The 25,977-nt window shown below is 73.6% G+C and carries 14 protein-coding genes; 9 read left to right on the top strand and 5 right to left on the bottom strand.

The features are described from left to right. The first annotated feature begins 93 nt into the window (after positions 1-93). The 6 genes from OHT61_RS12655 (at position 94) to OHT61_RS12630 (ending at position 11,338) form a co-directional block, all read left to right on the top strand. Entirely contained in the window at positions 94-2,109 is a 2,016-nt protein-coding gene (locus tag OHT61_RS12655; RefSeq protein ID WP_329037877.1) for a CDP-glycerol glycerophosphotransferase family protein, read from the top strand. Positions 2,110-2,186: 77 nt separating this feature from the next. Continuing rightward, positions 2,187-2,897, top strand: coding sequence for a methyltransferase domain-containing protein (locus OHT61_RS12650; protein ID WP_329037875.1), 711 nt, complete (start codon positions 2,187-2,189; stop codon positions 2,895-2,897). An 11-nt stretch (positions 2,898-2,908) separates the two neighbouring features. Beyond that, positions 2,909-3,775, top strand: coding sequence for a TylF/MycF/NovP-related O-methyltransferase (locus OHT61_RS12645; protein WP_329037874.1), 867 nt, complete (start codon positions 2,909-2,911; stop codon positions 3,773-3,775). Between the two features lie 116 nt (positions 3,776-3,891). After that, positions 3,892-7,344, top strand: a complete 3,453-nt coding sequence (locus OHT61_RS12640) for a bifunctional glycosyltransferase/CDP-glycerol:glycerophosphate glycerophosphotransferase (protein WP_329037872.1) — start codon at positions 3,892-3,894, stop codon at positions 7,342-7,344. Continuing rightward, a complete protein-coding gene (locus OHT61_RS12635) occupies positions 7,341-10,184 on the top strand; it encodes a bifunctional glycosyltransferase/CDP-glycerol:glycerophosphate glycerophosphotransferase (RefSeq protein WP_329037870.1) in 2,844 nt (947 codons plus the stop codon). The genes OHT61_RS12640 and OHT61_RS12635 overlap by 4 nt, the downstream gene beginning before the upstream one ends. After that, positions 10,184-11,338 (top strand): glycosyltransferase, encoded by a 1,155-nt coding sequence (locus OHT61_RS12630; RefSeq protein WP_329037867.1) that lies wholly within the window; start codon positions 10,184-10,186, stop codon positions 11,336-11,338. Before OHT61_RS12635 ends, OHT61_RS12630 begins: the two co-directional genes overlap by 1 nt. 96 nt (positions 11,339-11,434) lie before the next feature. On the opposite strand, the gene OHT61_RS12625 is transcribed toward OHT61_RS12630, so the two are convergent. The 5 genes from OHT61_RS12625 to OHT61_RS12605 form a co-directional block, all read right to left on the bottom strand. Further along, a complete protein-coding gene (locus OHT61_RS12625) occupies positions 11,435-13,669 on the bottom strand; it encodes a bifunctional glycosyltransferase/CDP-glycerol:glycerophosphate glycerophosphotransferase (protein WP_329037866.1) in 2,235 nt (744 codons plus the stop codon). Between the two features lie 228 nt (positions 13,670-13,897). Beyond that, a complete protein-coding gene (locus OHT61_RS12620; RefSeq protein WP_329037864.1) occupies positions 13,898-14,812 on the bottom strand; it encodes a carbohydrate ABC transporter permease in 915 nt (304 codons plus the stop codon). A 100-nt stretch (positions 14,813-14,912) separates the two neighbouring features. After that, positions 14,913-16,283, bottom strand: coding sequence for a carbohydrate ABC transporter permease (locus OHT61_RS12615; protein WP_329037862.1), 1,371 nt, complete (start codon positions 16,281-16,283; stop codon positions 14,913-14,915). A gap of 4 nt (positions 16,284-16,287) precedes the next feature. After that, on the bottom strand, positions 16,288-17,655 hold the full coding sequence (locus OHT61_RS12610; protein ID WP_329037861.1) for an ABC transporter substrate-binding protein: 1,368 nt from the start codon (positions 17,653-17,655) through the stop codon (positions 16,288-16,290). 279 nt (positions 17,656-17,934) lie between these two features. Then, entirely contained in the window at positions 17,935-21,231 is a 3,297-nt protein-coding gene (locus OHT61_RS12605) for an FHA domain-containing protein (RefSeq protein WP_329037859.1), read from the bottom strand. 408 nt (positions 21,232-21,639) lie between these two features. Here OHT61_RS12605 and OHT61_RS12600 point away from each other — a divergent pair, with 408 nt between their 5' ends. The 3 genes from OHT61_RS12600 (at position 21,640) to prfB (ending at position 25,837) form a co-directional block, all read left to right on the top strand. After that, entirely contained in the window at positions 21,640-23,277 is a 1,638-nt protein-coding gene (locus OHT61_RS12600) for a serine/threonine-protein kinase (RefSeq protein ID WP_329037858.1), read from the top strand. Between the two features lie 147 nt (positions 23,278-23,424). Then, on the top strand, positions 23,425-24,660 hold the full coding sequence (locus OHT61_RS12595; protein ID WP_329037857.1) for a serine/threonine-protein kinase: 1,236 nt from the start codon (positions 23,425-23,427) through the stop codon (positions 24,658-24,660). Positions 24,661-24,730: 70 nt separating this feature from the next. Continuing rightward, on the top strand, positions 24,731-25,837 hold the full coding sequence (gene prfB / locus OHT61_RS12590) for a peptide chain release factor 2 (RefSeq protein WP_329037855.1): 1,107 nt from the start codon (positions 24,731-24,733) through the stop codon (positions 25,835-25,837). Positions 25,838-25,977: the final 140 nt, after the last annotated feature.

Below are 25,977 nucleotides of genomic sequence, written 5' to 3'. Positions count from 1 at the left end.
TCAACCCGGGGGAGCGCCGGGGGTCACGCCGTTGACCCGAACGGGTGAAGATCCGTAGGGCGGGCGGCGCGGGCCGCACTACGCTCGGCTGCCATGCTCCTCAGTGTCGTCGTGTCCGCCCACCATGCCCACGGGTATCTGAGGGCCGCTCTGGACTCCGTGACCGCACAGGAGGCTCCCGGGGGCGGACCGGTGGAGCTGGAGCTGATCGCCGTGGGCTCCGGCGACGCGGCCGGTGCGCCGGAACTCGCCGTCGCCCGCGAGTGCGCGGCGCGCGACCCCCGCCTGAGCGTGCTCACGCTCGACGGCCCCTGGGACGCCGGCACCGCCCGCAACGCCGGTGCGGCGGCGGCCCGGGGGACGTACCTGCTCTTCCTGGACGGCGACGACCTGCTGCTCCCTGGTGCGGGCGCGGAGATCGCCGCACGGCTGACGGCGGACCGGCCGGACGTGCTGGGCGTGGGGCACGAGTGCGTCGACTGGCGGGGCACGCCGCGACCGGGCCCCGCGATTCCGGCCGCCCGCGGCCAGGTGATCCGCCGGGCCTTCCGGGACGACGCCGGACTCCGCTTCACCGAGGGCCTGTACGGCGATGTCGTGCCCGTCCACCGTGCCCTGTTCCTCGCCGCGGACGCGGGGACCCTGGCCCGGCTCGACCGGGTCTGCGTCCGCCACCGGCCGCGCCGCAGGGGCACACCCGCCACGACGCCGGGCCGCGCGCACTTCGCGGTGATCGACGCCCACGACCGGCTGGCCGGCGCGACCGGCGGCGACCCGCGGGCGGCCGCGGCGCGCACCGCGCACCTGACGGAGGTGCTCGGCGACCGGGACCGCATCGCCCCGGCCGACCGCGCCGCCTTCTTCCGCGCGGCCGGTCTGCCCGGCACGTACACCGCGTACCGCGTCCGGGCGGCCGTCGGTGCCGCGCGCAGCCGGGCGCGCGCCGTCCTGCGCGCCGTCCACAAGTCGGTACGCGCCCGGCTGATGCGGGTCCTCTACCGGGCCGACCTGCACCGCCCGCTGGATCCCCGCCTCGCCGTCTACGCGGCCTACTGGAACCGGGGTGTGGCGTGCAATCCCGCCGCCGTCTACGCCAAGGCCCGGGAACTTGTCCCGCACATCAGGGGCGTCTGGGTCGTCTCCTCCCGGCACCGGGACCGGATGCCGCCGGGCGTGCCGTACGTCATCGAGGGCTCGCGCGCCTACTGGCGGACCATGGCCACCGCGACGTACCTCGTCAACAACTCGAGTTTTCCGGGGGGCTTCACCAAACGCCGGGGCCAGGTCTACCTCCAGACCCACCACGGGACGCCGCTGAAGACGATGGGCCTGGACCAGTACCCGTATCCGGCGCTGACCGGGGGAGTCGACTTCGGGCGGATCGTGGCGCACACCGACCAGTGGGACTTCAGCCTCTCCGCCAACCCGCACAGCTCCGAGATCTGGGACCGGGTGTACCCCTCGACGTACGAGCAGCTGCCCTACGGCTATCCGCGCAACGACGTCCTGTGCACCGCCACGGCGGAACGGACGGCGAAGGCCCGGGCGGAGCTCGGCATCGCGCCCGGGGCGACCGTCCTGCTGTACGCGCCGACCCACCGGGACTACCGCAGGGGGTTCGTCCCGCTGGTGGACGTGGCGCGCCTGGCCCGCGCACTCGGCCCCGGCGGAGTGCTGCTGGTACGCGCCCACTACTTCTACGGGCGCTCGGCCGGGACGGAGGCGACGGAGCGGGTCGTCGACGTCACCGGGCATCCGAGCGTCGAGGAACTCTGCGTCGCCTCCGACGGGCTGATCAGCGACTACTCGTCCCTCGTGTTCGACTACGCGTGCCTGGACCGGCCGGTCATCACCTACGCGCCCGACTGGGAGGCGTACCGGGCATCGCGCGGAACCTACGTCGACCTGCTGTCCGGGCGGCCCGGGGACACACCCGGAGCGGTGGCCACCACCCAGGACGAGCTGTTCGAGCTCCTGCGCACCGGTGCCTGGCGTTCCCCGGAGGCGACGGCCCTGCGCGCCGCCTTCCGCAGCCGCTTCTGCCCGTACGACGACGGGAGGGCGGCGGAGCGGGTGGTGCGGCGGATCTTCCCGGTGGGCCCGGCCTGAATCTCCGGGGGTGTCCTGCGCACCGCGCCGTCGTTGTGTTCAACAGCGCGCGCACACGGCAACGTTGGGAGAGGCACATGCACCGGTCCGCCTACGAGCAGATGCGGATCTGCGTCGAGGAGTACCTGCCCAGGGACCGCAGGCACCGTGTCGTGGACCTCGGCTCGCGGATCTCGGGGAAGCAGTCCCGCACCCACCGGGGGCTGCTCGCGGACCACGACATCGACTACTTCGGGGTCGACGTCCTCGACGGGCCCAACGTGGACGCGGTCATGAAGCGCCCCTACCGCATCCCCGCCCGCTCCCGCAGCGCCGACGTCGTCCTCTCCGGGCAGGCGTTCGAGCACATCCCGTTCTTCTGGGTGTCCATGATGGAGATCGCCCGGGTCCTCAAGCCCGGGGGCCACGCCTTCATCACCGCGCCGTCCCGCGGCCACGCCCACGACGCCCAGGACTGCTGGCGCTACTACCCGGACGGCTTCCGGGCGATGGCGGCGTACTCCGGCCTCGAACTCCGCGAGGCCTACACGGACTTCCCGCCCACCAGGGGGATCTGGCACGACTACGGGTCCATCGACGCGAAGGCGGCCTACTGGGGCGACTCCGTCGGCGTCTTCCGCAGGCCGCAGCGCTACCGCGCACTCACCATGTTCGCCGTGCGGGAGGCGGCGGTGTGGTGGGCGAACCGGGTCGGCGGGGTGGACCGGGTCCCGCTGCCCCGCCCGCTCGACGGCCGTGAGCGCTGCGGGCGGCCGGACACGCGTGCGGTCCCATCAACCACAGGTTGACGAAAGATGACATGAGCCGCAAAACGCGCGTACTGTCCCGCCCCATGGCTTGGCGCAACGCCGTCAACGGCGTCCTTCAGCAACTCACCGGATACCAGCTCAGGCGTGCGACCGTGCCCGCTCCCCGGTCCGCCCCCGCGGCCCCCGCCGCGGCGAAGCCGGCCCCGGCGAAGGCCCCCGTCAAGGCCGCCGTGAAGAAGCCGCAGTTCCCGGCGGACTACGACGACGAGGCGAAGGACATCATCCGCGCGGTCAAGCCGTACACGATGACCTCGCCGGAGCGGCTGAACGCCTTCGTCCTCGCGACGCGGCACGTCGTCAAGCACGGCATCCCCGGCGACATCGTCGAGTGCGGAGTGTGGCGCGGCGGTTCCATGCAGGCCTGCGCGAAGACGCTGCTGTCGCTGGGCGACACCGGCCGCGACCTCTACCTCTTCGACACCTACGAGGGCATGACCCCGCCCACCGCGGAGGACCTGCGGCGGGACGGCAGGCCCGCCCAGGAGCTGCTGGACGCCCAGGGCAAGGACCGGCCCATCTGGGCGGTGGCCTCACTGGAGGACGTACAGGCCGGCTTCGAACAGGTGCCCTACCCGAAGGACCGCATCCACTACGTGCAGGGCAAGGTCGAGGACACCGTCCCCGAGCAGGCGCCCGAGCGGATCTCCGTCCTGCGGCTCGACACCGACTGGTACGCCTCCACCAAGCACGAGCTGAAGCACCTGTACGGCCGGCTGGTGAGCGGCGGAGTCCTGCTGATCGACGACTACGGCTACTGGCAGGGATCGCGCCAGGCCGTGGACGAGTTCCTGGAGGAGACCGGCGAGCAGCTGCTCCTGCTGCGCATGGACGAGGGCCGGATCGCCGTCAAACCCTGAACGCGCAGGCCCCGTTGCGAGCCCCGTGCCTCACCGGCACGGGGCTCGTTCCATACAGAGGACGTCCGTCGCAGAGGACGTCCGCCCGTCCTCCCGGAAGGATCGTGCGCAGCGCCATGGCACCCCGTCTCACCGTCGTCGTCCCGCTCTACAACGTCGAGGACTACCTCGGCGCCTGCCTCGGCTCACTCGCCGGGCAGACCATGGCCGACCTGGAAGTCGTCATGGTGGACGACGGTTCGACGGACGGCAGCGCCGGTGTGGCCCGGGAGTACGCGGCGAAGGATCCGCGCTTCCGTCTCGTCCGCCAGGAGAACGCCGGGCTCGGGGCCGCCCGCAACGCCGGGGCCGGCCACGCGCACCCGGACGCCGGGTTCCTGGCCTTCGTCGACAGCGACGACGTCGTCCCGCCGGACGCGTTCGCCCGGCTGCTGGGCGAACTCGACGCCTCCGGTTCGGACTTCGCCACCGGCAACGTGCTCAGGCTGCGCGCCGGCGGCGCGCTCGAACAGTCCCCGATGTTCCGCAAGCCCATGGAGACGTCCCGCCGGGCCACGCACATCACCCGGGACTGGGTCCTGCTCGGCGACCGCATCGCGTGCAACAAGGTGTTCCGCAGGTCGTTCTGGGACCAGCACGCCTTCGCCTTCCCCACGGGCGTCCTCTACGAGGACATCGCCGTCGTCCTCCCGGCGTACTTCCTGGCCCGGAGCGTCGACGTCGTCGCCGCGCCGGTCTACCACTGGCGGGACCGGGACGGCTCGATCACCACCCGCCGCGCCGTCGCCCGGGGCATCCGCGACCGGGTCACCGCGGTCTCCACCGTCAGCCGGTTCCTCGCCGGACGGGGCATGGCCGAGGCGAAGCGGCGCTACGACGAGCACGCGCTCTCCGGCGACCTGTGGCTGTTCATCGAGGCCCTGCCGGACGGCGACGAGAGCTACCACGAAGCCTTCCTCACCCACGCGAACGCCTTCGCCGACACGGTCGACCCGGCGGTCCTCGACGCGCTCCCGCTGCACCTGCGCGTCAAGTGGCTCCTCATCCGGCAGCGCAGGACGGCGGAACTGCTCGCCCTGCTGGCCCACGAGAGCACCGACCGCGACACCTTCCACGTCCGGGGCGCCCTGCGGCCGAGGGCCGTCCATCCGGGCATCGACGCCCCGCTCCCGCGCCGCGTCACCGCCCTGTCCGGGGCGGACCTCCCCGTGCACGCGCACCTCACCGAGGCCGTGTGGCGGGAGGGCCTGCTGCACCTCAAGGGGTACGCGTACGTGCGCAACGCCCCCGGCAGGTCGGCGGGGACCGGCTGGCTGAGGTCGGGACGCAGGGTGATCCCGCTGCGGCTGCGCCGGAGCACGACGGAGGAGGCGGCGGCCGGCTCCGGCCGCTCGCTGCACGGCTACGAGCGCTCCGGCTTCGAGACCGTCGTCGACCCGCGGCGCCTGGCGGGCAGGCGCACGGCCCGCGGGGCCCGCACCCTGTGGAAGCTGGAGTCCGTCGTCGTCGGCGCCGGCCGGCCGCGCCGGGGCCCCATGCGCCTGCTCGGCAATCCGGCGGCGCCCGCCGTGCGGTACGTCGACGAACGCACGCGGGTCGTCCCCCTGCTGTCCGGCAACAAGCTGGAGCTGCGCGCCGAGCGGATCGACGCCGTGCTCGCAGGGCACCGGGCGACGGAGGCCGGCGACGCGGTCCGCATCGCGGTGCGCGTGCTGGGCCGGGACACGGCGACGGCCCTGCGCATCCAGGAGTGGCGCACGAAGCAGACCCGGGAGTTCCCCCTGGCGCCGGGCGTGGGCGAGGACGGCCGCGGGTTCTTCGCGGACGTGCCGCTGGACGCCTTTCCCGGCACCGACGGGGACTGGGGCGTCCAGCTGGTCGGCGGGGCGCGCCGGCTGACGGTCGCCGCCCGCCCGGAGACGGAGGCGGGTCGCTACCCCCTGGCCGGCGGCCGCGAGGTGTACGCCGCGGCCAACCCCTCCGGCGACCTGGTCCTCACCGACCGGGCCGTCCCGCCCGTCGTCGCGGGCGTGTCCTGGACCGAGGACGGCGGTCTGCTCCTGGAAGGGACCTTCCCGGCCGTGCCGGAGCGCGCGGTGGAGCTGGTCCTGCGCCACAGCGGCCACCACGAGGAGAACACCTTCGCCGTGGAGCGCGAGGGGGCGGACTTCCGCACGGCGGTCGCGCCCTCGGCCGTCGAGGGCCCCGGCGGCACGCTGCCGCTGGCCGAGGGCCGGTGGTACCCCTTCCTGCGGGCGCCCGGCGAAACCGATCCCGAGCGGTACCTGCCGCTGCGGGCGGTGCCCCAGCTGCACGCCGGCCTGCCGCTCCACCGCGACCTGCGCGGCCGCCGCTTCACCCTGGAGCGGCGCTTCCACGACCGGCTCTGCCTGTCGTCGGGCAGTGCCCTGCCGGTGCGCGACCGGGGCGCGTTCGGGCAGCGGCGGCTGCGCGCCCGGTACGCGGCAGCGCGCGGTGCGGGACTGCTGGACACCGTCCTGTACTCCAGTTTCGACGGGCGCCAGTTCTCGGATTCGCCGCGCGCCGTCCAGGAGGAACTGGCCCGCCGTGACACCGGCGTCGAGCACCTCTGGGTGGTGCGGGACCAGCAGGCCGCCGTGCCGGCCGGGGTCCGCGCGGTCGCCCTGCACAGCGCCGAGTGGCACGAGGCGCTGGCCCGCAGCAGGTGGATCGTGACCAACACCCACCTGCCGGAGTGGTTCGAGCGGGCGGAGGGCCAGTTCGTCGTCCAGACCTGGCACGGCACCCCGCTCAAGCGCATCGGCCGCGACCTCGCGGGCACGGCGTTCGCGGACACCGCGTACATGGAGTCCATGCCCCGGAGGGCCGCGCAGTGGAGCGTCCTCGTCTCGCCCAACCGCTTCTCCACCCCGGTACTGCGCCGCGCGTTCGGGCACACCGGCGAGGTGATGGAGTGCGGCTACCCCCGCAACGACCTGCTGTACGCCGCCGACCGGGCGAAGACGGCCGCCGCCGTCCGTCAGTCGCTCGGTGTGCCGCACGGCAAGCGGGTCGTCCTGTACGCCCCGACCTGGCGCGAGGACCGGCCCAGGCGGAGCGGGCTGTACGGACTGGATCTCCAGCTGGACCTGGCGCACGCCCGGAAGGCCCTCGGTGACGATCACGTCCTGCTGGTGCGCCGCCACTACCTGGTCGGCGGCAGCATCCCCGAGGACGACTTCGTGCGGGACGTCTCGCGCCACCCCGACGTGGCGGAACTGATGCTGGTCAGCGACGTGCTGGTCACGGACTACTCGTCCCTGATGTTCGACTTCGCGCAGACGGGGCGCCCGATGTTCTTCCACACCTACGACCTGGAGCACTACCGCGACACCCTGCGCGGCTTCTGCCTCGACTTCGAGAAGCTGGCGCCCGGTCCCCTGCTCACCGCGTCGGCCGATGTCGTCGAGGCGCTGCGCGACCCGGACGCGGCGGGGGCCGGCCACCGCGAGGCGTACGCGAACTTCCGTGCGTCGTTCTGCGACCTCGACGACGGGACGGCGTCGGCACGGGTCGTGGACCGCATGCTGAAGGGGGACCGGGCATGAGCGCTCCCGACTTCAGCTGCGTCGTCACCGCCGCCGCGTGCGGACAGGAGGCGCTGCGCGGATCCGTGGAGTCCGTGCTGGGCCAGAGCCTGCGTGCCGTCGAGGTCGTCGTGGTCCTCGCCCCCGCCGCGTCCGACGAGGTGCGGACGGCGGCCGGGTCACTTGCCGGGCGGTCCCCCGACCGCGTCCGCGTCGTGGAGGCCGCGTCGGACTCCGTCGCGGTCCTGCGCAACGCCGGCCTGGACGGGGCGCGGGGCACGTACGTCCTCGTCCTCGACGCCGGCGAGTGCCTCCAGCAGCACGCCTGCCGCAACCTCCTGGAGGCCGGGACGGGCACCGGAGCCGACCTGGTCGCCGGGCGGTGGAGCCGGCTCACGGAGGACGGGACCAAGGAGCGCGAACCCTCCTGGCAGCAGCAGCTGTTCGCGGACTCCAGGACCGTCCGCCGGTTCACCGACGCACCCGAACTGGCCGTGCACGACGCCCTGGTGTCCGGGTTCTGCGTGCGCCGCGCCGCACTGGAGCGGCACGCCCTGCGCTACTCCGAGGACCTCACCCGCAGCGGCGTCCTCTTCGGGCCGCTGGCCGCGTCCGTGGTGGGCCGCATCGCACTCGTACGCCGCCGGATCGTGTCGGGCAGGGCCCTGCCCGACGACGGACGGGACCTCGCCGGGCTCGTGGAGGCACACCGGCGGGTGTGCCATGTCCTGGTGGCGCAGGGGCTGTCGGAGCTGCGCGAGGAGCGGGACCGCGCCTTCCTGCGGGACCGGTTGGTCCCCCTCGTGCGGACCTTCCCCCAGCGGCCAGCCGCCGAGCGGGCCGGGATCGCCGCCACGGCCTCCCGCGTGCTGCCGGACTGCGTCCCGGACGCGGCCCTCCTGACCCTGCCGCCCGTCGAACGCGTCGGCGTACGACTGCTCCAGCACGGTGACGCGGACGGGGTGCTGGGCGCGGCGTACGCCCTGCGCCGGCGGGGCACCGTGGTCTCGCCCCTCCGGACGGGCGAGGACGGGCGCGTGCACTGGGACGACGGGACCGACCCCGCGCTCGACGTCACCGGACTCGGCCACCAGTACCGCGTGTTCGGCGAGCTCAAGCTCATGAACCGGCTCACCCGCTACCAGGCGGACGGGCGGGCGGTCCAGCTGCGGGGGCGGATCGTCCTGCCCGGCCACACCGGCCCCGACCCGGACGGAACCCTGGGCGCCCACCTGGAGTTCCGGGTACGGGACGGCTCCCGCGCCTTCCGTGTCCCGGTGGACGACCTCAGGGCCGACGCCACCGGCATCGACTGGTCGGCCCGCTTCGACCTCACCGGCGCCGTCCGCCCGCTGGGTCCGCGCGACACGGTCTGGGACGCCCGGATGGTCGTGGAGGACGGCCGGACCCGCTCGGTCAGCGACCTCTTCGCCGCCCACGACCTCGTCGGCCCGGACGACCGGTCACCGGCCCGGCCCCGGCTCGGCGGGCTGACCGGCGACACCTGGCAGCCCTACGTCACCACCCGGGACCATCTGGCGCTCCGCCTGGAGTCCCGCGGCCGGCCCGCCCGCACGGCGCGACGGCTGGTCCACTACGCCACGCACTTCCGCCCCGCGCGCCGGGTCAAGCTCCTGGTGAGGGCGCTCGGCAGGCGCAGGGACCGGCTGCACGCCCGGGGCCTCAAGGTCTCCGTGTACCGCTCCTGGTTCCTGCGGCTTCCCGTGCGCAGGGGCAGCGTGGTGTTCGAGAGCCACATGGGCAGTTGCTACGGCGACAGCCCCCGCGCCGTCCACGAGGAGGTGCGGGCCCGCGGACTGCGGCTGCGCTGCGTGTGGGCGTACGCCGACACCCCCGAGGGCTTTCCGGCGGACGCCCGGCTGGTGCGCCGCTGGTCCTGGCGCTATCTGTGGGCCCTGGCCAGGGCGGAGTACTGGGTCGACAACCAGGGGTTCCCGCAGAACCTCGACAAGCCCCGGGGCACCACCTACCTGCAGACCTGGCACGGGTCGGCGTACAAGCGGATGGGTTTCGACGAGACGCGGGTGCGGATGCAGAACGCCCCGCAGCGCGAGCGCCTCCAGCAGGCGGTGGGCCGGTTCGACCACTTCCTTGTCCGCTCCCCGCACGACGAGCGCACCCTGGCGCGCGCCTACCGGCTGCCCGAGGAGACCCTGCTGCGCACGGGATACCCGCGCAACGACGTCCTCCTCGCGGCGCGGGCCCGGACCGAGGCCGAGGGGCGGCTGCCGCGCCCGGAGCTCGCGGCCCGGCTGGGCCTCCCCGACCACCGCAAGGTCGTGCTGTACGCCCCGACCTTCCGGGGCGGCCCCGGAAGGCGCAGGCGGCAGCGGCTCCTGCTGGACGCGGCGCGCTTCGCCGAGCGCTTCGGCGACACGTACACGCTGCTGGTGCGGGCCCACTACCTGGAGGCGGCGAGCCTGCCGCCCTGCCCGCCCGGGTCGGTCGTGGACGTCTCGGACCACCACGACGTCAGCGAACTCCTCGCGCTCACCGACGTACTGGTCACGGACTACTCGTCGATCATGTTCGACTTCGCGCTCCTGGACCGCCCGATCGTCCTGTTCGCCCCCGACCTCGACGCGTACGCCGCCGAGCGGGGCAGCTACTTCGACCTGCGGGAGAAGGCGCCGGGGCCGGTGGCGGCGACCGAGGAGGAGCTGTTCACCGTGCTGGCCCGCCTGAAGAGCGCGGACACCGGTTTCCAGGACCGGCGTGCCGCCTTCGCCACGGAGTTCGGTGCCTACGACCGGGGGGACGCGGCCCGGACGGTCGTCGACACCGTCTTCGCCCGGCACCTCGCCCCGTCCCGCACCATCCGTACCGGGGAGGACCGCTGATGAGCGGCAGCCGTGAACGCGACGTCTTCGTCGTCGCCAACAGCACCGACGAACTCGGCGGTGTGACCGGCTGGACGCACCGCATGGCCCAGCTCTTCCAGGAGGCGGGCCACCGGGTGCACGTCGTCGGCGTGCACGCCTCGGAGCGGAAGATGGCCCTGCCCGAGGCGCACGGTCACCCCGTCACCGCCCTGTACCCGGCGCACCCGCCGACCCCCTGGGCCCCCCAGGGGGTGCGGGACCGCTTCCGGATCGCCGCCCGGCGCGCCGAGGCCGCCCGCGTGGCGGAGAAGCGGCGTGCCGTCGGCCGGCTCTCCGAGATCTTCCGGGGGGCCCGGCCCGGCGGGGTGGTGATCGTCAGCCAGGTGTGGGCGATGGAGTGGGTCGGCGAGGCGGACACGTCGGGCCTGCGCGTCATCGGGATGAGCCACGAGTCGTACGACTACTCACGGGCGAGCCACCGCTACCGCTGGATCAGGAACCACTACACGGCGCTCGACCGCTGGCTCGTCCTCACGGCGCAGGACGCCGACAGCTGGGCGGGCGACGGGATGAACAACGTGGGCTTCATGCCCAACGCCCTGGCGGCCCTGCCCGAGGTGCCCTCGCCGCGCCGGGAGAAGTCGGTGGCGAGCATCGGCAGGCTCACGGACCAGAAGGGCATCGACATGCTCCTGGACACCTGGGCGCTGGTGGCCCCGCAGCGCCCTCAGTGGCGGCTGGACATCCACGGGACGGGCGAGGACGAGGAGGCGCTCAAGGAGCAGTGCACCGCCCTGGGACTGGACGGCTCGGTCGGCTGGCGCGGACGCACCGACGACGTCCCGGCGTCCCTCGCGGACTCCTCCGTCTTCGTCCAGTCCTCGCGCGGCGAGGGCTTCCCCCTGGCCCTGATGGAGGCGATGGCGAGCGGGCTGCCGTGCGCGGCCTTCGACTGCGCCCCGGGCGTCCGCGAGATCGTCCGGGACGGCGAGGACGGTCTGCTCGCGCCGGCCGGGGACATCGGGGCGCTCGCCGACCAGCTGCTGCGGCTCACCGGCAACCCCCGCATGCGGGACGCCATGGGGGACCGTGCGCGGATCAACGTCCAGCGGTTCTCCGAGGCGGAGATCATGTGCCGCTGGGAGGAACTGTTCGCGTTCCTGGAGCGCTGACCCCCGCCGGGGCGGGGGCCACCGGAACCGTCCGGCCGGGCGGGGCGTACGTCCCGTAGGCCACCGGGCGCGGTGAGCCGCCGCGCCCCCGCCGCCTCAGCCGTTGGTGTACTCCCGCACGGGCACCTGGCGGGGCACCCCCGTCGGCCCCCGGCCCGTCAGGGGCACGGGGACCGGCAGCCCGGAGGTGTCCCCGAGGAAGACCCGGCGCACCACGCGCTCGGCGGCGTGCCCGTCGTCGTACGGACAGAACCGGGCCCGGAAGGCCGCCCGGCGCTGGGCGGAGCGCGGGCCGCGCCAGTGGTCCGTGGCGAAGATCTCGTGCAGCTCCTCCTGGTCCCGGGCCACCGCCCCGGGCGGGAAGGCCGCCGGATCGAAGTACGTCCCCCGCGCCGCCTCGTAGGCCTGCGCGTCCTCCAGGTGCAGGACCACCGGGCGGTCCAGGTTGACGTAGTCGAACATCAGCGACGAGTAGTCCGTGATCAGCCCGTCGGAGGCGAGGCAGAGCTCCTCCACGGAGGGGTGGGCGCTGACGTCGATGATCCGCGGGTGCCGGGTGTGCCCGGCGGTCGCCCTGGCCGTCGCGTCCAGGTAGTGGGAGCGGGCCAGGATCACGAAGTGCGGGCCCAGGACCCGGACGAGCTGTTCCAGGTCCAGGGTGTGCCGCTGCTCGCGCCGGTAGTCGCGGTGGGTCGGCGCGTACAGCAGGGCCGTGCTGCCCGGGGGGACGCCGAGCCGCTCGCGCAGCCGGGCGGCCTGGTCGGGGGCCGCGCGGTGGAAGACGTCGTTGCGGGGGCTGCCGTACTCCAGCGTGGTGTAGCCGGACGGATAGGTGCGCTCCCACACGAGCGTGGAGTGCTGGTTGGCCGACAGGGAGAAGTCCCACTTGTCGACGTTGCGCAGCAACTGCTCGAAGTCCATGGACCCGGCGGCCGCGGGACGGTGCACGAGGTCGGTGCCCATGGTCTTCAGGGGCGTGCCGTGATGGGTCTGCAGCAGCACCTGCCCGCGCCTCTTCACCAGCCTGCGGTCGAAGTTGACGTTGTTGACGAGGTACTTCGACCGGGCCAGGGCGGTCCAGTAGGCGGCCGTGCCCGGGTGCAGCACCCGGGTCGCCTCGGGAACCGTGCCGGCGTCCTCGGGCCGGCAGATCCAGGAGGTCCGGATCCCCGGCACGAGTGCCCGGGCCGTGGCCTCCAGGGCCGCGGGGCTGCACGTGTAGCCCCGGTGCCAGTACGCCGCGAACACCGCGTCCCCCGCCCTGACGGGGAGGCGCAGCTGCACGCGGTAGTGGAGCTGCAGGGCGGCCCCGCGGGCGGCCCTGCGCACCGTCGACCCGGCGCGCCCGAGCCGGATGCGCAGCCGCTGCGCGGTCCAGAGCGCCCGGTAGGTGCGGTGGGCGCCGAGCCGGAACAGGGCGTGCCGCAGGCGGGCGCGGCGCGGCACCGGGGCGCCGGGGGTGCGGTAGCGGCGGCAGTGGGCACGGGCCCGGCGGAAGAACTCCCCCCGGGTGCCGCGCGGGAGACGCCCCCGGGAGGTGAAGAGCGTCGAGAAGTGGTCGAGCATCCTGCGGAATATCACCGGGCGCCAGCTCGCGAGCGCGGGCCGGGAGTCGATGAAGGCGAAGACGCGGTCGTACTGGTCGAACACGTCGAAGTGCCGGGGGGTGGTGGTGGAGAGGATGTTGCCCCGGCGCCTCTGCCGGTAGCCGACGCAGACGGTGTCCAGGACGGCGATCGACCCGGCCGCCATGAGCACCGGGTAGGTCCACGGGGTGTCCTCGTAGTAGCCCGGCGGGAAGGTGAAGCCCTCGGCCTCGACGAACTCGCGCCGGTACGCCTTGTTCCAGACGACCATCAGGACCTTGAGCAGCTCCGGGCGGTCCGCGAGGCGGAAGGACGGCGGGCCGGTCTCGGCGAGGTGTTCGGCGAAGGTGTTCCGCACGCTCTCGCCGGACCAGTGGGTGCGGGCGTAGTCGTAGACCAGGACGTCGGGGCCGCCGGTGGCCCCCAGCCGGTCGGCGATGGCCTGGAGCGCCTCGGGGGCGAAGGTGTCGTCGCCGTCGAGGAAGAGGAGGTAGTCCCCGGTGGCCCGGGCGACCCCGGCGTTGCGGGCCGGCCCGAGTCCGGCGTTGTGCGGCAGGTGCACGACGGTGACGCGGGGGTCGCGGACGGCGTACTCGTCGGCGATCGGGCCGCAGGCGTCCGGTGAGCAGTCGTCGACCACGATGATCTCGTAGTCCTTGAAGGACTGGTCCAGCACGGAGTCGAGACACGCGTGCAGGTACGCCTGGACCCGGTACGCGGGCACGATGACACTGAACCGGGGCACAACACATCCAGGGGGCGCTCGCGGGCGGGCAGGTGGCCCGCAAACGGCCGATGGAGTGACTTGGTTACGCCGGACGTGGCATTCGGGGGAAGTGCGAGGTAGGGCGGCCCGCACGAGAGTGAACGGACCGCCCCGAGGTTGACGAACGTCTGTGCTGTACCGGCTATTTCGCCGGCCTCCTCCACTTCACGGCGGGCCTTCTGACCGCACCGCTCGGTACCTGGCTCCTCACTTCACCGCGCCTGCCATCACGCCGGAGACGAACTGCCGCTGGAAGGCGAAGAAGACCGCCAGCGGGATCACCATCGACACGAAGGCGCCGGGCGCCAGTACGTCGATGTTGTTGCCGAACTGGCGGACCTGCTGCTGCAGCGCGACCGTGATCGGCGGGGACTCCGAGTCCGCGAAGATCAGGGCGACCAGCATGTCGTTCCACACCCAGAGGAACTGGAAGATCCCGAGCGAGGCGATCGCGGGCCCGCCGAGCGGCATCACGACCCGGGTGAACAGCCGGATCTCGCCCGCCCCGTCCAGCCGCGCCGCTTCCAGGAGCTCGCGAGGGATCTCCGCGAAGAAGTTCCGCAGCAGGAAGATGGCGAACGGCAGGCCGAAGGCCGTGTGGAACATGATCACGCCGAACGTCGTCTCGAAGATCCCGATCGTGCCGAAGAGTTCGGACACCGGGATCAGGGCGACCTGGACGGGGACCACCAACAGGCCCACGACGAGAAGGAACCACCAGTCCCGGCCGGGGAACTCCATCCAGGCGAAGGCGTATCCGGCGAACGAACCGATCACGACCACGAGGAAGGTGGCCGGGACGGTGATCAGGACCGTGCTGACGAGGGAGCCGGTGATGGTCGAGTTGTCCAGCAGGCGCTCGTAGTTGTCGAAGGTGAGCTGGGACGGGGCGGTGAAGACCTTCCACCAGCCGGTCGCGGCGATGTCCTCCGCGCCGCGCAGGGACGACAGCAGCAGCCCGATCGTCGGCATCAGCCAGAACAGCCCCACCAGGACGAGGAAGACCCGCATGCCCCCGCCGCCCGCCCGGGCGGCGATCCGCGCCCCGAGGGACCGCCCGGCACGGGGCGCGGCCTCGGTCCGGGGTCCGGGTGCGGCCTTCGCGACCTCGGTCGTCGTCATCGGCGCCCCTCCTTCCGTATCCGGCGCACGTTGCTGCGCTCTTCCGGGGGGCGACCCCCGTACCCCCGGCAGCGGGATGGTGCGGTGCGGGTCCGGGCGGTCATCGGCGCCCCTCCTTCCGTATCCGGCGCACGTTGAACAGCATCACGGGGATCACCAGCAGCAGCAGGAGTACCGCGATGGCGCTGCCGACGCCCAGGTCCGCGTCCGTGCCGAACGACGAGCGGTACAGCTGCAGGGCAAGGACGTTCGCGTCGTCCTGGGAGGATCCCGGGGCGATGATGAAGACCAGGTCGAAGATCTTCAGCACGTTGATCATCAGGGTGACCAGTACCACCGCGAGGACGGGCGCGAGCATCGGGACGGTGATCCTGCGGAACACCTGCCACTCGTTCGCGCCGTCCACCCGGGCCGCTTCCAGGAGTTCGCGCGGCAGGCCGGCCAGCCCCGCCGCGATCAGCACCATCGCGAAGCCCGCCCACATCCAGACGTAGCTGCCGATGATCCCCGGCGTCACCAGGGACGGCCCGAGCCAGTCGACTCCGTTGTAGGGCTCGCGGAAGTTGTCCGCCGGGAGCCGGAGGACCGCTCCGTCCGCCGAGGCGGGCAGGGTGAAGACACCGTCCGCGCCCGCCGTGGTCCTCGCGACGACCTTGCCGTCCTTGACCGCCTCCACGGTGATGCCCTTGAGGCCCAGCTCCGAGGGATCGACGACGTTGGGCTTGCCGCCCCCGCCCTTGGTGAAGTCGAGCCACGCCGTCCCGGTGATGCCGTCCCCGGAGGGGGCGGCCGCCTTCGCGGGCGCCGCGTCGCCGGGCATCCTGGACGGCACCACACCGACCAGCGGCAGGCCGGCCGGTTCACCGGCCCGCACCGGCTCCTTGGTGACGAAGGAGCCGCCGCCACCCGCCTTCAGCGGGTGCACGGGCAGCGGATGCGCCTTCGGGAAGCCGGACGACTCGGCGAACGAGTCGTGCACGCCCACCACGACGGCGTTGGCCACCCCGCGCTCCGGCGCCTGCTCGTACACCAGCCGGAAGATGATCCCGGCGGCCAGCATCGAGATCGCCATCGGCATGAAGACGATCAGCTTGAACGCCGTACCCCACCTGATCCGTTCGGTGAGCACCGCGAAGATCAGCCCCAGTGCGGTGGAGACCGTCGGGGCGAGGACGACCCAGACCGCGTTGTTCCTGACCGCCGTGCGGATGGTGTCGTCCGTGAACAGCGCCCTGTAGTTGTCGAGGCCCGCGAACCCCGTGCCCGCCTGGTCCAGGAACGAGCGGTAGACGGAATAGACGATCGGATAGACGACGAGGGCGCCGAGCAGCACCAGGGCCGGCAGCAGGAAGGCCGCGGCGACGGCCCTGCGGGTGCCGGTCACGCTCCGGCGCGTCCGTGTCCTCGTCGTACCGGGACGCTTGTCGGCGGGGGGCGCGGCCTGCGCGCCCCCCGCTGTCGCAGTGGTCATCCCGTCAGCTCGTGTACGCCTTGGCGGCGTCGGACTCCAGTTTCGCCTGGGTCCCCGCGATGTCCTTCGGGTTCTTCAGGAAGTCCTGGAGCGTCTTCCACTCGCCCTTCCCGGGCGTCCCGCCGAACGACTGCGGGGCCTGGTCGGACATGTCGAACCTGACGTCGTCCCCGGCCGCGATCAGCGCCTCGGCGATCTTGCGCTGTACGTCGTTCGGGTAAGCGGCCGTGTCCAGGGCCTTGTTGGGCGAGATGAACCCGCCGGCCTCGGCCCAGATCTTCGCCGCGTCGGTGGACGCGAGCCAGGTCAGCAGGGCCTGGGCGCCCTTGCCGTCCTTCAGCGCCACGGCCGCGTCGCCGCCCGTCACCACGGGGGAGTCCGCACCCACCGCGGGGAACGGGAACACCTTGGCGTCCGTGCCGATCTTCGCCTTGGTCTGCGCGATGTTGATGGAGACGAAGTCGCCCTCGAACACCATCGCGCCCTTGGGCTGGTCGCCGCCGGTGAACGTCTGGGTGACCGAGACGGGGAACTCGGTCTGCAGCGCGCCGTCGGCGCCCCCGGAGATCAGGCTCGGCTTGCCGAACAGTTCGGCGAGGGTGGTGAGGGCGTCCTTGACGGAGGCGTCCGTCCACTTGATCTCGTGCTTGGCCAGCTGGTCGTACTTCTCCGGCCCGGCCTGCGAGAGGTAGATGTTCTCGAACCAGTCGGTCAGGGTCCAGCCGTCCGCGCCGCCGACCGATACCGGGGTGACACCGGAGGCGGAGACCGTCTCGGCGGTGGCGATGAAGTCCTTCCAGGTCTTCGGCTCGCTCGCGCCCGCGTTCTCGAACGCCTGGGCGTTGTACCAGACCAGGGACTTGTTGGCGGCCTTGAAGTAGACGCCGTACTGGGTGCCGTCGACCGAGCCGAGGTCCTGCCAGACCTGTGCGTAGTTCTGGCCCAGCTGCGCCCGCGCCTCGTTGCCGACCGGCTTCGCCCACTTCTTCGCCACGGCCTGCTGGATGGCGCCCACCTGCGGGATCATCGCCACGTCCGGGGGCTGGCCGCCCGCGATCTTCGTGCCGAGGAAGTTGACGATCGGGTCCTGCGCCGGCACGAAGGTGACCGTGGCGCCGGTGCGCTTCTCGAACTCGTCCAGCACCTTGGTGAAGTTGGCCTGCTCGGGGCCCGTCCACACCGCCGCGACGGAGATCTTCTCGCCGTCGAGCTTGGGCAGGGTGACGCTCGACGAGCTGTCCTCGCCCTTGCCGGAGCCCTTGTCCGCCTTGTCCTTGCCGCCGTCGCCGTCGTCACCGCAGCCGGTGAGGGCCAGCGCTCCGATGGCGGTGAACACCACTGCGGCCCTACGCATTCGAAGGGTTGTGCGCATCTCTGCCCCGTTTCTTCTGTGCGCATGTACGCGAACCGGCACCGACCGCGGCTCGCCGCAGTGTCGTTCACGTCTCCCGCCGGGGCCCGGTTCACGTCGTCCGTGCGCACAGTCCTACGCCCGGCGCACCGGTGCCGCAATACCGTCTTCGCCCTCAACTCGGTGATCGTGATGGGCTCGTGACGTCATGACGAAACAGCCTCGTGGAGGAACGTCCGCGATCGGCGGAGGGCGTGGCGAGGTGCCGGACGGCGTGGGCCCGGCGGCCGGCCGGGACCGTCAGGAGTGCGGGAGCAGCGGAGGCAGCCGCCCGGCGTTCACGGAACGGGCGGCCCGTTCCAGGGCGCTGGCCAGAAGAGCCAGGTCCGTGGGGCCGTTGCCCAGCTCACGCACGGGCCGACGTGTGGGGGGATCGCCCATCCGCTCCCACTCCAGCGGCACGACGGTGGGGCGCTGCGTCGCCGTGCGCGGGATCCGGCCGGTGACCCGGCCGCCCTGGAACGGAGTGACCCTGCCGTCCGGATGGCCCAGCCGCCCGCGGCCCGGCGCGGCCTCGTCCGGGGACGGGGGGACGACCGGCGGGTCGAGCACGATGCGCAGCCGGGCGCCCCGGGCCAGCTCGGTGTCCTCGGTGCGGTCGGGACGGGCGGACGTCGCGACCAGGTGGACGCCGAGACGCCCGCCGTCCCGGGCGACGGCCTCCAGCACGCGCACCACCGACCCGGCGGACGGGCGGCCGGGGCTGCCGAGTGCCGGGGCGACCAGGGCGTCGAAGTCGTCGGCCAGCACGACCAGCCGGGGCAGCGGGGAGGGACCCGGGTCCACGGGGCGGGCCGAGGCGGGCCGAAGCCGCAGGGTGCCGCCCGCGGGTGTGTCGAGGTCGCCGCGCTGTTCCACGGCACCGGCGGGCCGCCGGCCGGGCTGCGGTGCCCGCGACTCCTCGTACCGCGCGTGCCAGTCGGTGAAGTCCAGGTCCCCGAGCAGCTCCGCCCGGCGCTTCAGCTCGCCGCCGAGCGCCTGGGCGAACTCCCGCATCCGGACGGGGTCCGAGGCCACGAGGTGGGTGAAGACGTGGGGCAGTTCCGTGCACGGGCGCAGGCCCTCGCCGCGCTCCCCGTGCTCGCCGCCCGCCCCGTCGATCAGGAGGATGCCGAGCCGGTCGGGACGGGCGGCCGACGCCAGGGAGGCGGCGACGGCGCGCAGCAGCTCCGTACGGCCGCTGCCGACGGGGCCCTCGACCAGGAGGTGCGGTCCTTCGTCGGCCAGGTCCACGGACAGCGGGCCCCGGGGGCCGGCGCCCAGCACGAGCACGGGACGGCCCGCGTAGTGCGAGGAGGGCGCGGCGGCGCCGCTGTCGCGCCGCTGGGCGCCGATCCGGGGGGAAGCACCGCCGCCGGAGCCCGCCGGGTAGGCGGAGCCGCCCGCGCCGGAGCTGGTCGCCCCGCCGCCCCGGAACGGGGTGTGCTCGGGGGACTCGCGGGGGGCACCGACCCGCGGGCCCGTGCTCAGGGTGCGGCCGGAGCCGGCCGGGTCCAGGTCGGCGCCGGGCGTCGTGGCCACGCGCACCGTCGCGCCGGGCTGGTCCTCCGCGGTGGAGGCCCAGCGGGCCATCAGGGAGGCGGGGGTGGCCCGGGCGAGCCCCAGCTCGTCCAGCAGCCGGGCGGAGGGGGGCAGAGCGGCCGCGGCCATCGGCCGGCCGGTCAGGGACGCGGAGCCCTCGTCCCGCAGCGGTGCCAGCGCGCGCCCGAACCGCTCGGCCCAGGCGGCCGAGACCGCGTCCACCGCGGCGACGGTGCCGTGTCCCGCGGCCTGGCCGCCCGCCGTGCGCAGCAGCCGCAGCGCGGTCGCCACATCACCGCTCAGCAGGGCCACCGCACCGCACTCGCGGAAGGCGATCGAGGCCCGGCAGGCGCTGTCGTAGGTCGCGGTGACCGGGGAGGTGGGGGAGGCGGCCGGTGTCTCGGCCAGGCAGATCAGGTGGATGCCGGCAGCGGCACCGGAGCCCGCGAGCGCCGCGGTGGTCTCGCGCAGCGACGCTGATCCGGGGTCGCCGTCGACGATCACCACGGTGCGCGGCCCGGTGTGCCGGCGGGCAGCCGCGGCCACCGCGGACCGGTCCGCGCTGGCCCAGCCGGAGCCCAGGGGTCCCTCCTCCACGCGCCGGGTCAGCTCCGCCGCGCGGGCGGCGGCCTGCTCGCGGTCGTACGCGAGGAGCAGCCGGCAGTCCTGGCCGTGCATGGGGCGCAGGTGCGGCAGCCAGCCGAGCCAGGACCACTCGCGCCGCCGCTCCTCCGGGCTCCGGGCGCGGTCCGCGCTGATGAGCACGATCTCCAGGTCGAACGGGGAGTGCAGCGCCGCGAGCTGCGCCACGGTCGAGCGGACGAGCCCGGACAGCCTCTCGCGGGGCCCGGCGAGGCCGAGCGAGCCCGCTTCGCGGAGTCCCACGGTGACCGGAACGGCGGGCAGGTCCGCGCGCTCGGTCGTGCCCAGCCGTACGACCATGGCCTCGGGGTGCGCGGTGCCGCGCTCCCACAGGCGCGGGCCGGGACCGAGCGCCGTGAGGAGCACGGTCGCGGGGTCGGGCCAGGTCCCGGCCGGGGCCGAGGGAGAGGGGGAGGGGGCCGGGAAGGTGTGCGCGGCGGTGGCGTCGTCGGCCCGCCCCGCGTCGTGGGACGCCTCCGGGCCCGGTTCGGCCCTGCCGCCGGCGAGGCGCCGGGCCCAGGCCCCTATGCCGCCCCGTCTGGTGGCTCCGCCGGGGGTGAGGCCGGCGCCGTGCCCGTGGGCGCCGTCGAGGTGGGCGTCATGGCCGGACGGGCCTTCGCCGAACGGGTCGTGGGCGCTCCGCCCCGAGGGTGCGGCGCTGTAGCCGTGCGTCTCCCCGTCGGAGCCGGCTCCCGGCCCGTCCGGGCCGTGGGCGGCGCCGGCGTCGGGCCGGGCGACCCGGAGGTGGCCTTCGCCGTCCGGTGTCGTCGTGAGCGCGGGCGTGCGGGTGCCGGAGGTCAGCCGCAGCGTGGATTCGCCGAGCCGCAGCAGGGCGCCCGGCAGCAGCGGCACCGGGCGCCCGCCGACCTCCGCGCCGTCCAGCGAGGTGCCGTTGGTGGAGCCCAGGTCGGACACCGAGACCCGGCCGTCCCGGGAGACCGTGACCGCGCAGTGCAGGCGGGACACGTCCGGGTCGTCCAGCGGGACGTCGGCCTCCGCGGAGCGGCCGATGCGGATCTGCCCGCCGTGGAGCAGGTGGACCCCTCCGGCGTCGGGGCCCGCGATCACGTGCAGCCGCGCCGGGACGGCGTCGTCGGCCGCCTCGTCCTCACCGGGCACCTGGAGGGAGAGCACGGCGCCGTCGACCAGGGGCGGCTCGCCGAGGGCGCAGCGCTGCGGGTCCAGGCGGTCGCGCCCCGCGTACAGCACGGTGGCACCGCCGCCCAGGGATCCCTCCGGGCCGGACACCGCGGTGGCCAGCCCGGAGGCCACGGCCGCGAGGGCCGTCCCCGCGGGGGCGGTGACGAGCACGTCGCAGGCGCGCGGCGGGGTCTGGCCGCTGCGCGGCGCGAGGACGGTCAGCCGGATCTGCATCGCGTCAGCGGTCCCTTCTGCGCGGGGTGCCGGCAGGGGGAGCCGCCCTGTGATTCCCCCCACCCGGCACGGACGCGTCGTCCGGTACAGGTCGTCACGGAACGTGAGTCTCGCGACCACACGGTTCCGTGCTGCTGGCATCCTCGCACCTGCCGCTGACAACACGCCCGGGGGTGACCGCTAAGTGATCTTGATTGGCCGAGTACGGGTGCAAAAGTGCCTGCTTGGTCCTGCCCGGGACGTGCTGCACACTCGTTCGGCAACCAACTCTTCCGTGTCGGCGTCTTCCCTCGAACACGACCGGAGGACGACCGGCCGGTGCCCCGTACCGCGGCACTAGAGTGGGCCGGGATATCCGGGCGGGACCGGGGGTACCGCCGGCACAACGATCAGCAGGGAGCGCATGACGTGCGGCCGGTAGGCAGCAAGTACCTGCTCGAGGAGCCGCTCGGACGCGGCGCCACGGGCACCGTCTGGCGAGCCCGCCAGCGGGAGACCGCGGGCGCCGAGGCGGCCGTCGCCGGGCAGCCCGGCGAGACCGTTGCGATCAAGGTGCTCAAGGAGGAGCTGGCCAACGACGCGGACGTCGTGATGCGGTTCCTGCGCGAGCGCTCCGTGCTGCTGCGGCTCACCCACCCGAACATCGTCCGGACCCGGGACCTCGTCGTCGAGGGCGATCTCCTCGCCCTGGTGATGGACCTGGTCGACGGCCCCGACCTGCACCGCTACCTGCGCGAGAACGGCCCGCTCACCCCGGTCGCGGCCTCGCTGCTCACGGCCCAGATCGCGGACGCGCTCGCCGCCAGCCACGCCGACGGCGTGGTCCACCGCGACCTCAAGCCGGCCAACGTGCTCCTCGACGAGCGCAACGGCGAGATGCACCCGATGCTCACCGACTTCGGCATCGCCCGTCTCGCGGACTCCCCGGGGCTGACCCGGACCCACGAGTTCGTCGGCACCCCGGCGTACGTGGCGCCCGAGTCCGCCGAGGGCCGCCCCCAGACCTCCGCCGTGGACATCTACGGCGCGGGCATCCTGCTGTACGAGCTGGTCACCGGCCGCCCGCCGTTCGCCGGGGGCTCCGCACTCGAAGTCCTGCACCGGCACCTCAGCGAGGAGCCCCGGCGCCCCGGCAACGTGCCGGAGCCGCTGTGGACGGTCATCGAGCGCTGCCTGCGCAAGGACCCCGGCCAGCGGCCCAGCGCCGTCAGCCTGGCCCGCGCGCTGCGCACCGTCGGCGCCGGCGTCGGAGTGCACGCGAACTCGGCCCAGATCGCCGCAGCCGAGGGCGTGGGCGCCCTGCTCGCCCCCGACCCGGCCCCCGCCGCCGTACCGGACATCCCCGGCGCCGCGGACCTCACGCAGGTGCTGCCCGGCAACGCGGGCTCCTACGACCCGGCCGCCCCGACCAGCGTCATGCAGCAGACCGGGGGGCCGGCCGGCCAGGCCGATCCGACGGCGATGATGCCGCCCGTGCCGCCGCACCCCGACGGCCCTCCGCGGCCCGACGAGCCGCACCCCTGGCAGTCCCAGCTCAGGGCGGCCCGCGACCGCAACGAGCAGACGCAGGTCCAGTACCTCGACCCCAGCCAGGACCCGCTGCGCCGCCGCCCCCAGCGCCAGCAGCAGCCGCCGCAGGCGCAGCAGCAGCCCCAGCGTCAGCAGCGCCCCCAGCACCAGCAGTACCCGCCGCAGCAGCAGCAGCAGCCCCAGCGCTACAGCCAGCCGCAGCAGCAGCCCCAGCGGCAGCAGTACGCGCCGCAGCAGCGCCCCGCGCCGCAGCCGCCGGAGCCGCGCCGGCCGAGGCAGCGCAGCGCCAACCCGATGCGCATCCCGGGGCTCGGCTGCCTCAAGGGATGCCTGTTCTCGGTGGTGCTGCTGATCGTCGCCGCCTGGCTCATCTGGGAGCTGACGCCGCTTCAGGACTGGGTCGCCCAGGGACAGAGCTTCTGGAGCGCCATAGGGGACGGCATCGACAACGTCACCAAGTGGTTCGAGGACCTGGGGGGCGGCTCGGGCAGCTCCAGCGGTTCCACCGGCCAGTAGACCGCCCCTGCCTGTGTCTTTGTCGACTTCCGCGGGGTCAATTCGCCCGCAGAAGTGAAGGTTGGCGCCATCCAGGGCACGCGACCCCCCGATCGCCGCGTAACTTTGTCGACCGGGGGGTCAACGCCAGCCGCTGAGGGAGCAGTCTTGGCACGGAATATCGGCAGCCGGTACACCGCGCACCAGATCCTGGGGCGTGGCAGCGCCGGCACGGTGTGGCTCGGTGAGGGGCCCGAGGGTCCGGTCGCCATCAAGCTGCTCCGCGAGGACCTCGCGTCCGACCAGGAGCTCGTGGGCCGCTTCGTGCAGGAGCGCACCGCGCTGCTCGGACTCGGCCATCCGCACGTCGTCGCCGTCCGCGACCTCGTGGTGGACGGCACCGACCTGGCCCTGGTGATGGACCTCGTGCGGGGCACCGACCTGCGCACCCGTCTGGACCGGGAGCGCCGCCTCGCACCCGAGGCCGCGGTGGCGATCATCGCCGACGTCGCCGACGGCCTCGCCGCCGCCCACCGCGCCGGAGTCGTGCACCGCGACGTCAAGCCGGAGAACATCCTGCTCGACATGGAGGGCCCGGCCGGCCCCGGCGGCTCGCACCCCGCCCTGCTGACCGACTTCGGCGTCGCCAAGCTGATCGACACCCCCCGCCGTACGAAGGCCACCAAGATCATCGGCACGCCGGACTACCTGGCTCCCGAGATCGTCGAAGGCCTCCCGCCGCGCGCCGCCGTGGACATCTACGCGCTCGCGACCGTGCTCTACGAGCTCCTCGCGGGCTTCACCCCCTTCGGCGGCGGGCATCCCGGGGCCGTCCTGCGCCGCCACGTGACCGAGACGGTCGTGCCGCTGCCGGGCATCCCCGAGGAGCTCTGGCAGCTCCTCGTCCAGTGCCTGGCCAAGGCTCCCGCCTCCCGCCTGCGCGCGTCCGAGCTCGCCGCCGGCCTGCGCGCGCTGCTCCCGCTCCTGTCGGGGATACCCCCGCTCGACGTCGACGAGCCGGACACCGAGCAGCCGCAGGCCTACGACGAGCAGCCCTACGCCCCGGCCGCCGAGGAGCCGCGCCGCCGGGGCGCGGTCCCGCTCGTGCCCGGGTCGAGCCCCGACTCCAACCGGGACACCCACACGAGCATGCGCGTACCCGGGCCCGACGAACTGGCGGGCGGCCCCCTCGGCACCGCCCGCGCGCCGCGTGCCCCGGGCCGGCCCCGCCCCGGGTCCGCCCGGAACAGGTCTGCGGCCGTCCGCAAGCGCAGGATCACCCTCGGTGTCGCCGTGGTCGCCCTGTGCGCGGCCCTGGGTGTCGGCGGCTGGCTGGCCATCGGCGGCGACGACACCGGGTCGGCCCCCGAGGACACGCGGAATTCGGCGCCCGCGACCCCCTGAGACCGGGCTCCGTGCCGGGCCGGATCCGGGGGAGGGCCAGGTTCACTCGTCCAGCCGTTAGGCTGGACCCGTGGCAGTCGTCGATATTTCCGAAGAGCTGAAGTCCCTCTCCTCGACCATGGGGTCGATCGAGGCCGTCCTGGACCTCGATGCGCTGAGGGCTGACATCGCCGCGCTCGAGGAGCAGGCGGCGGCCCCGTCCCTCTGGGACGACCCGGAGGCGGCACAGAAGATCACCAGCAAGCTTTCGCACCTCCAGGCCGAGGTCCGCAAGGCCGAGGCGCTGCGCGGCCGCATCGACGACCTCGCGGTGCTCTTCGAGCTCGCCGAGGACGAGGGCGACGCGGATGCCCTCGCGGAGGCGGAGTCCGAGCTGCAGTCGGTCCGCAAGGCGCTGGACGAGATGGAGGTCCGCACGCTCCTCTCCGGCGAGTACGACGCCCGGGAGGCCCTGGTGACCATCCGGGCCGAGGCCGGCGGCGTCGACGCGGCGGACTTCGCGGAGAAACTCCAGCGCATGTACCTCCGCTGGGCCGAGCGGCACAACTACAAGACCGAGGTCTACGAGACGGCGTACGCCGAGGAGGCCGGCATCAAGTCGACCACCTTCGCCGTCGAGGTCCCGTACGCCTACGGCACGCTCTCCGTCGAGCAGGGCACCCACCGGCTCGTCCGCATCTCGCCCTTCGACAACCAGGGCCGTCGCCAGACCTCCTTCGCGGGTGTCGAGGTGCTGCCCGTGGTCGAGCAGACGGACCACGTCGAGATCGACGAGTCCGAACTCCGCGTGGACGTCTACCGTTCCTCGGGTCCCGGCGGCCAGGGCGTCAACACCACGGACTCCGCGGTGCGCCTGACCCACCTGCCCACCGGCATCGTCGTCTCCTGCCAGAACGAGCGCTCGCAGATCCAGAACAAGGCGTCCGCGATGAACGTCCTCCAGGCGAAGCTCCTCGAGCGCCGCCGCCAGGAGGAGCAGGCGAAGATGAACGCGCTCAAGGGCGACGGCGGAAACTCCTGGGGCAACCAGATGCGGTCGTACGTCCTGCACCCGTACCAGATGGTCAAGGACCTGCGCACGGAATTCGAGATGGGCAACCCCGAAGCGGTCTTCAACGGCGAGATCGACGGCTTCGTGGAGGCCGGTATCCGCTGGCGCAAGCAGAGCGAGAAGTAGCCGTATCCGTACGGTGGTTGAGCCCGGGCAGGGGATGCCCGGGCTCTTCGCGTATGCGGAGGCGGAACCACGGACTGCGGGAAAGTTGTGGTGAATGGGTCACAGTCGCACCCCTGAATAGCCGTCAAGGGCCCCTATAA

It is taken from the genome of Streptomyces sp. NBC_00178, assembly GCF_036206005.1.
Classification (GTDB): Bacteria; Actinomycetota; Actinomycetes; order Streptomycetales; family Streptomycetaceae; genus Streptomyces.
Note: the sequence above shows the minus strand (reverse complement) of the source record. Positions and strands in the feature narration are given on the sequence as shown.

Coding starts and splice junctions, on each gene's coding strand:
- OHT61_RS12655 (WP_329037877.1), top strand. CDS start 94: ATGCTCCTCAGTGTCGTCGTGTCCGCCCACCATGCCCACGGGTATCTG.
- OHT61_RS12650 (WP_329037875.1), top strand. CDS start 2,187: ATGCACCGGTCCGCCTACGAGCAGATGCGGATCTGCGTCGAGGAGTAC.
- OHT61_RS12645 (WP_329037874.1), top strand. CDS start 2,909: ATGAGCCGCAAAACGCGCGTACTGTCCCGCCCCATGGCTTGGCGCAAC.
- OHT61_RS12640 (WP_329037872.1), top strand. CDS start 3,892: ATGGCACCCCGTCTCACCGTCGTCGTCCCGCTCTACAACGTCGAGGAC.
- OHT61_RS12635 (WP_329037870.1), top strand. CDS start 7,341: ATGAGCGCTCCCGACTTCAGCTGCGTCGTCACCGCCGCCGCGTGCGGA.
- OHT61_RS12630 (WP_329037867.1), top strand. CDS start 10,184: ATGAGCGGCAGCCGTGAACGCGACGTCTTCGTCGTCGCCAACAGCACC.
- OHT61_RS12620 (WP_329037864.1), bottom strand. CDS start 14,812: ATGACGACGACCGAGGTCGCGAAGGCCGCACCCGGACCCCGGACCGAG.
- OHT61_RS12615 (WP_329037862.1), bottom strand. CDS start 16,283: ATGACCACTGCGACAGCGGGGGGCGCGCAGGCCGCGCCCCCCGCCGAC.
- OHT61_RS12610 (WP_329037861.1), bottom strand. CDS start 17,655: ATGCGCACAACCCTTCGAATGCGTAGGGCCGCAGTGGTGTTCACCGCC.
- OHT61_RS12605 (WP_329037859.1), bottom strand. CDS start 21,231: ATGCAGATCCGGCTGACCGTCCTCGCGCCGCGCAGCGGCCAGACCCCG.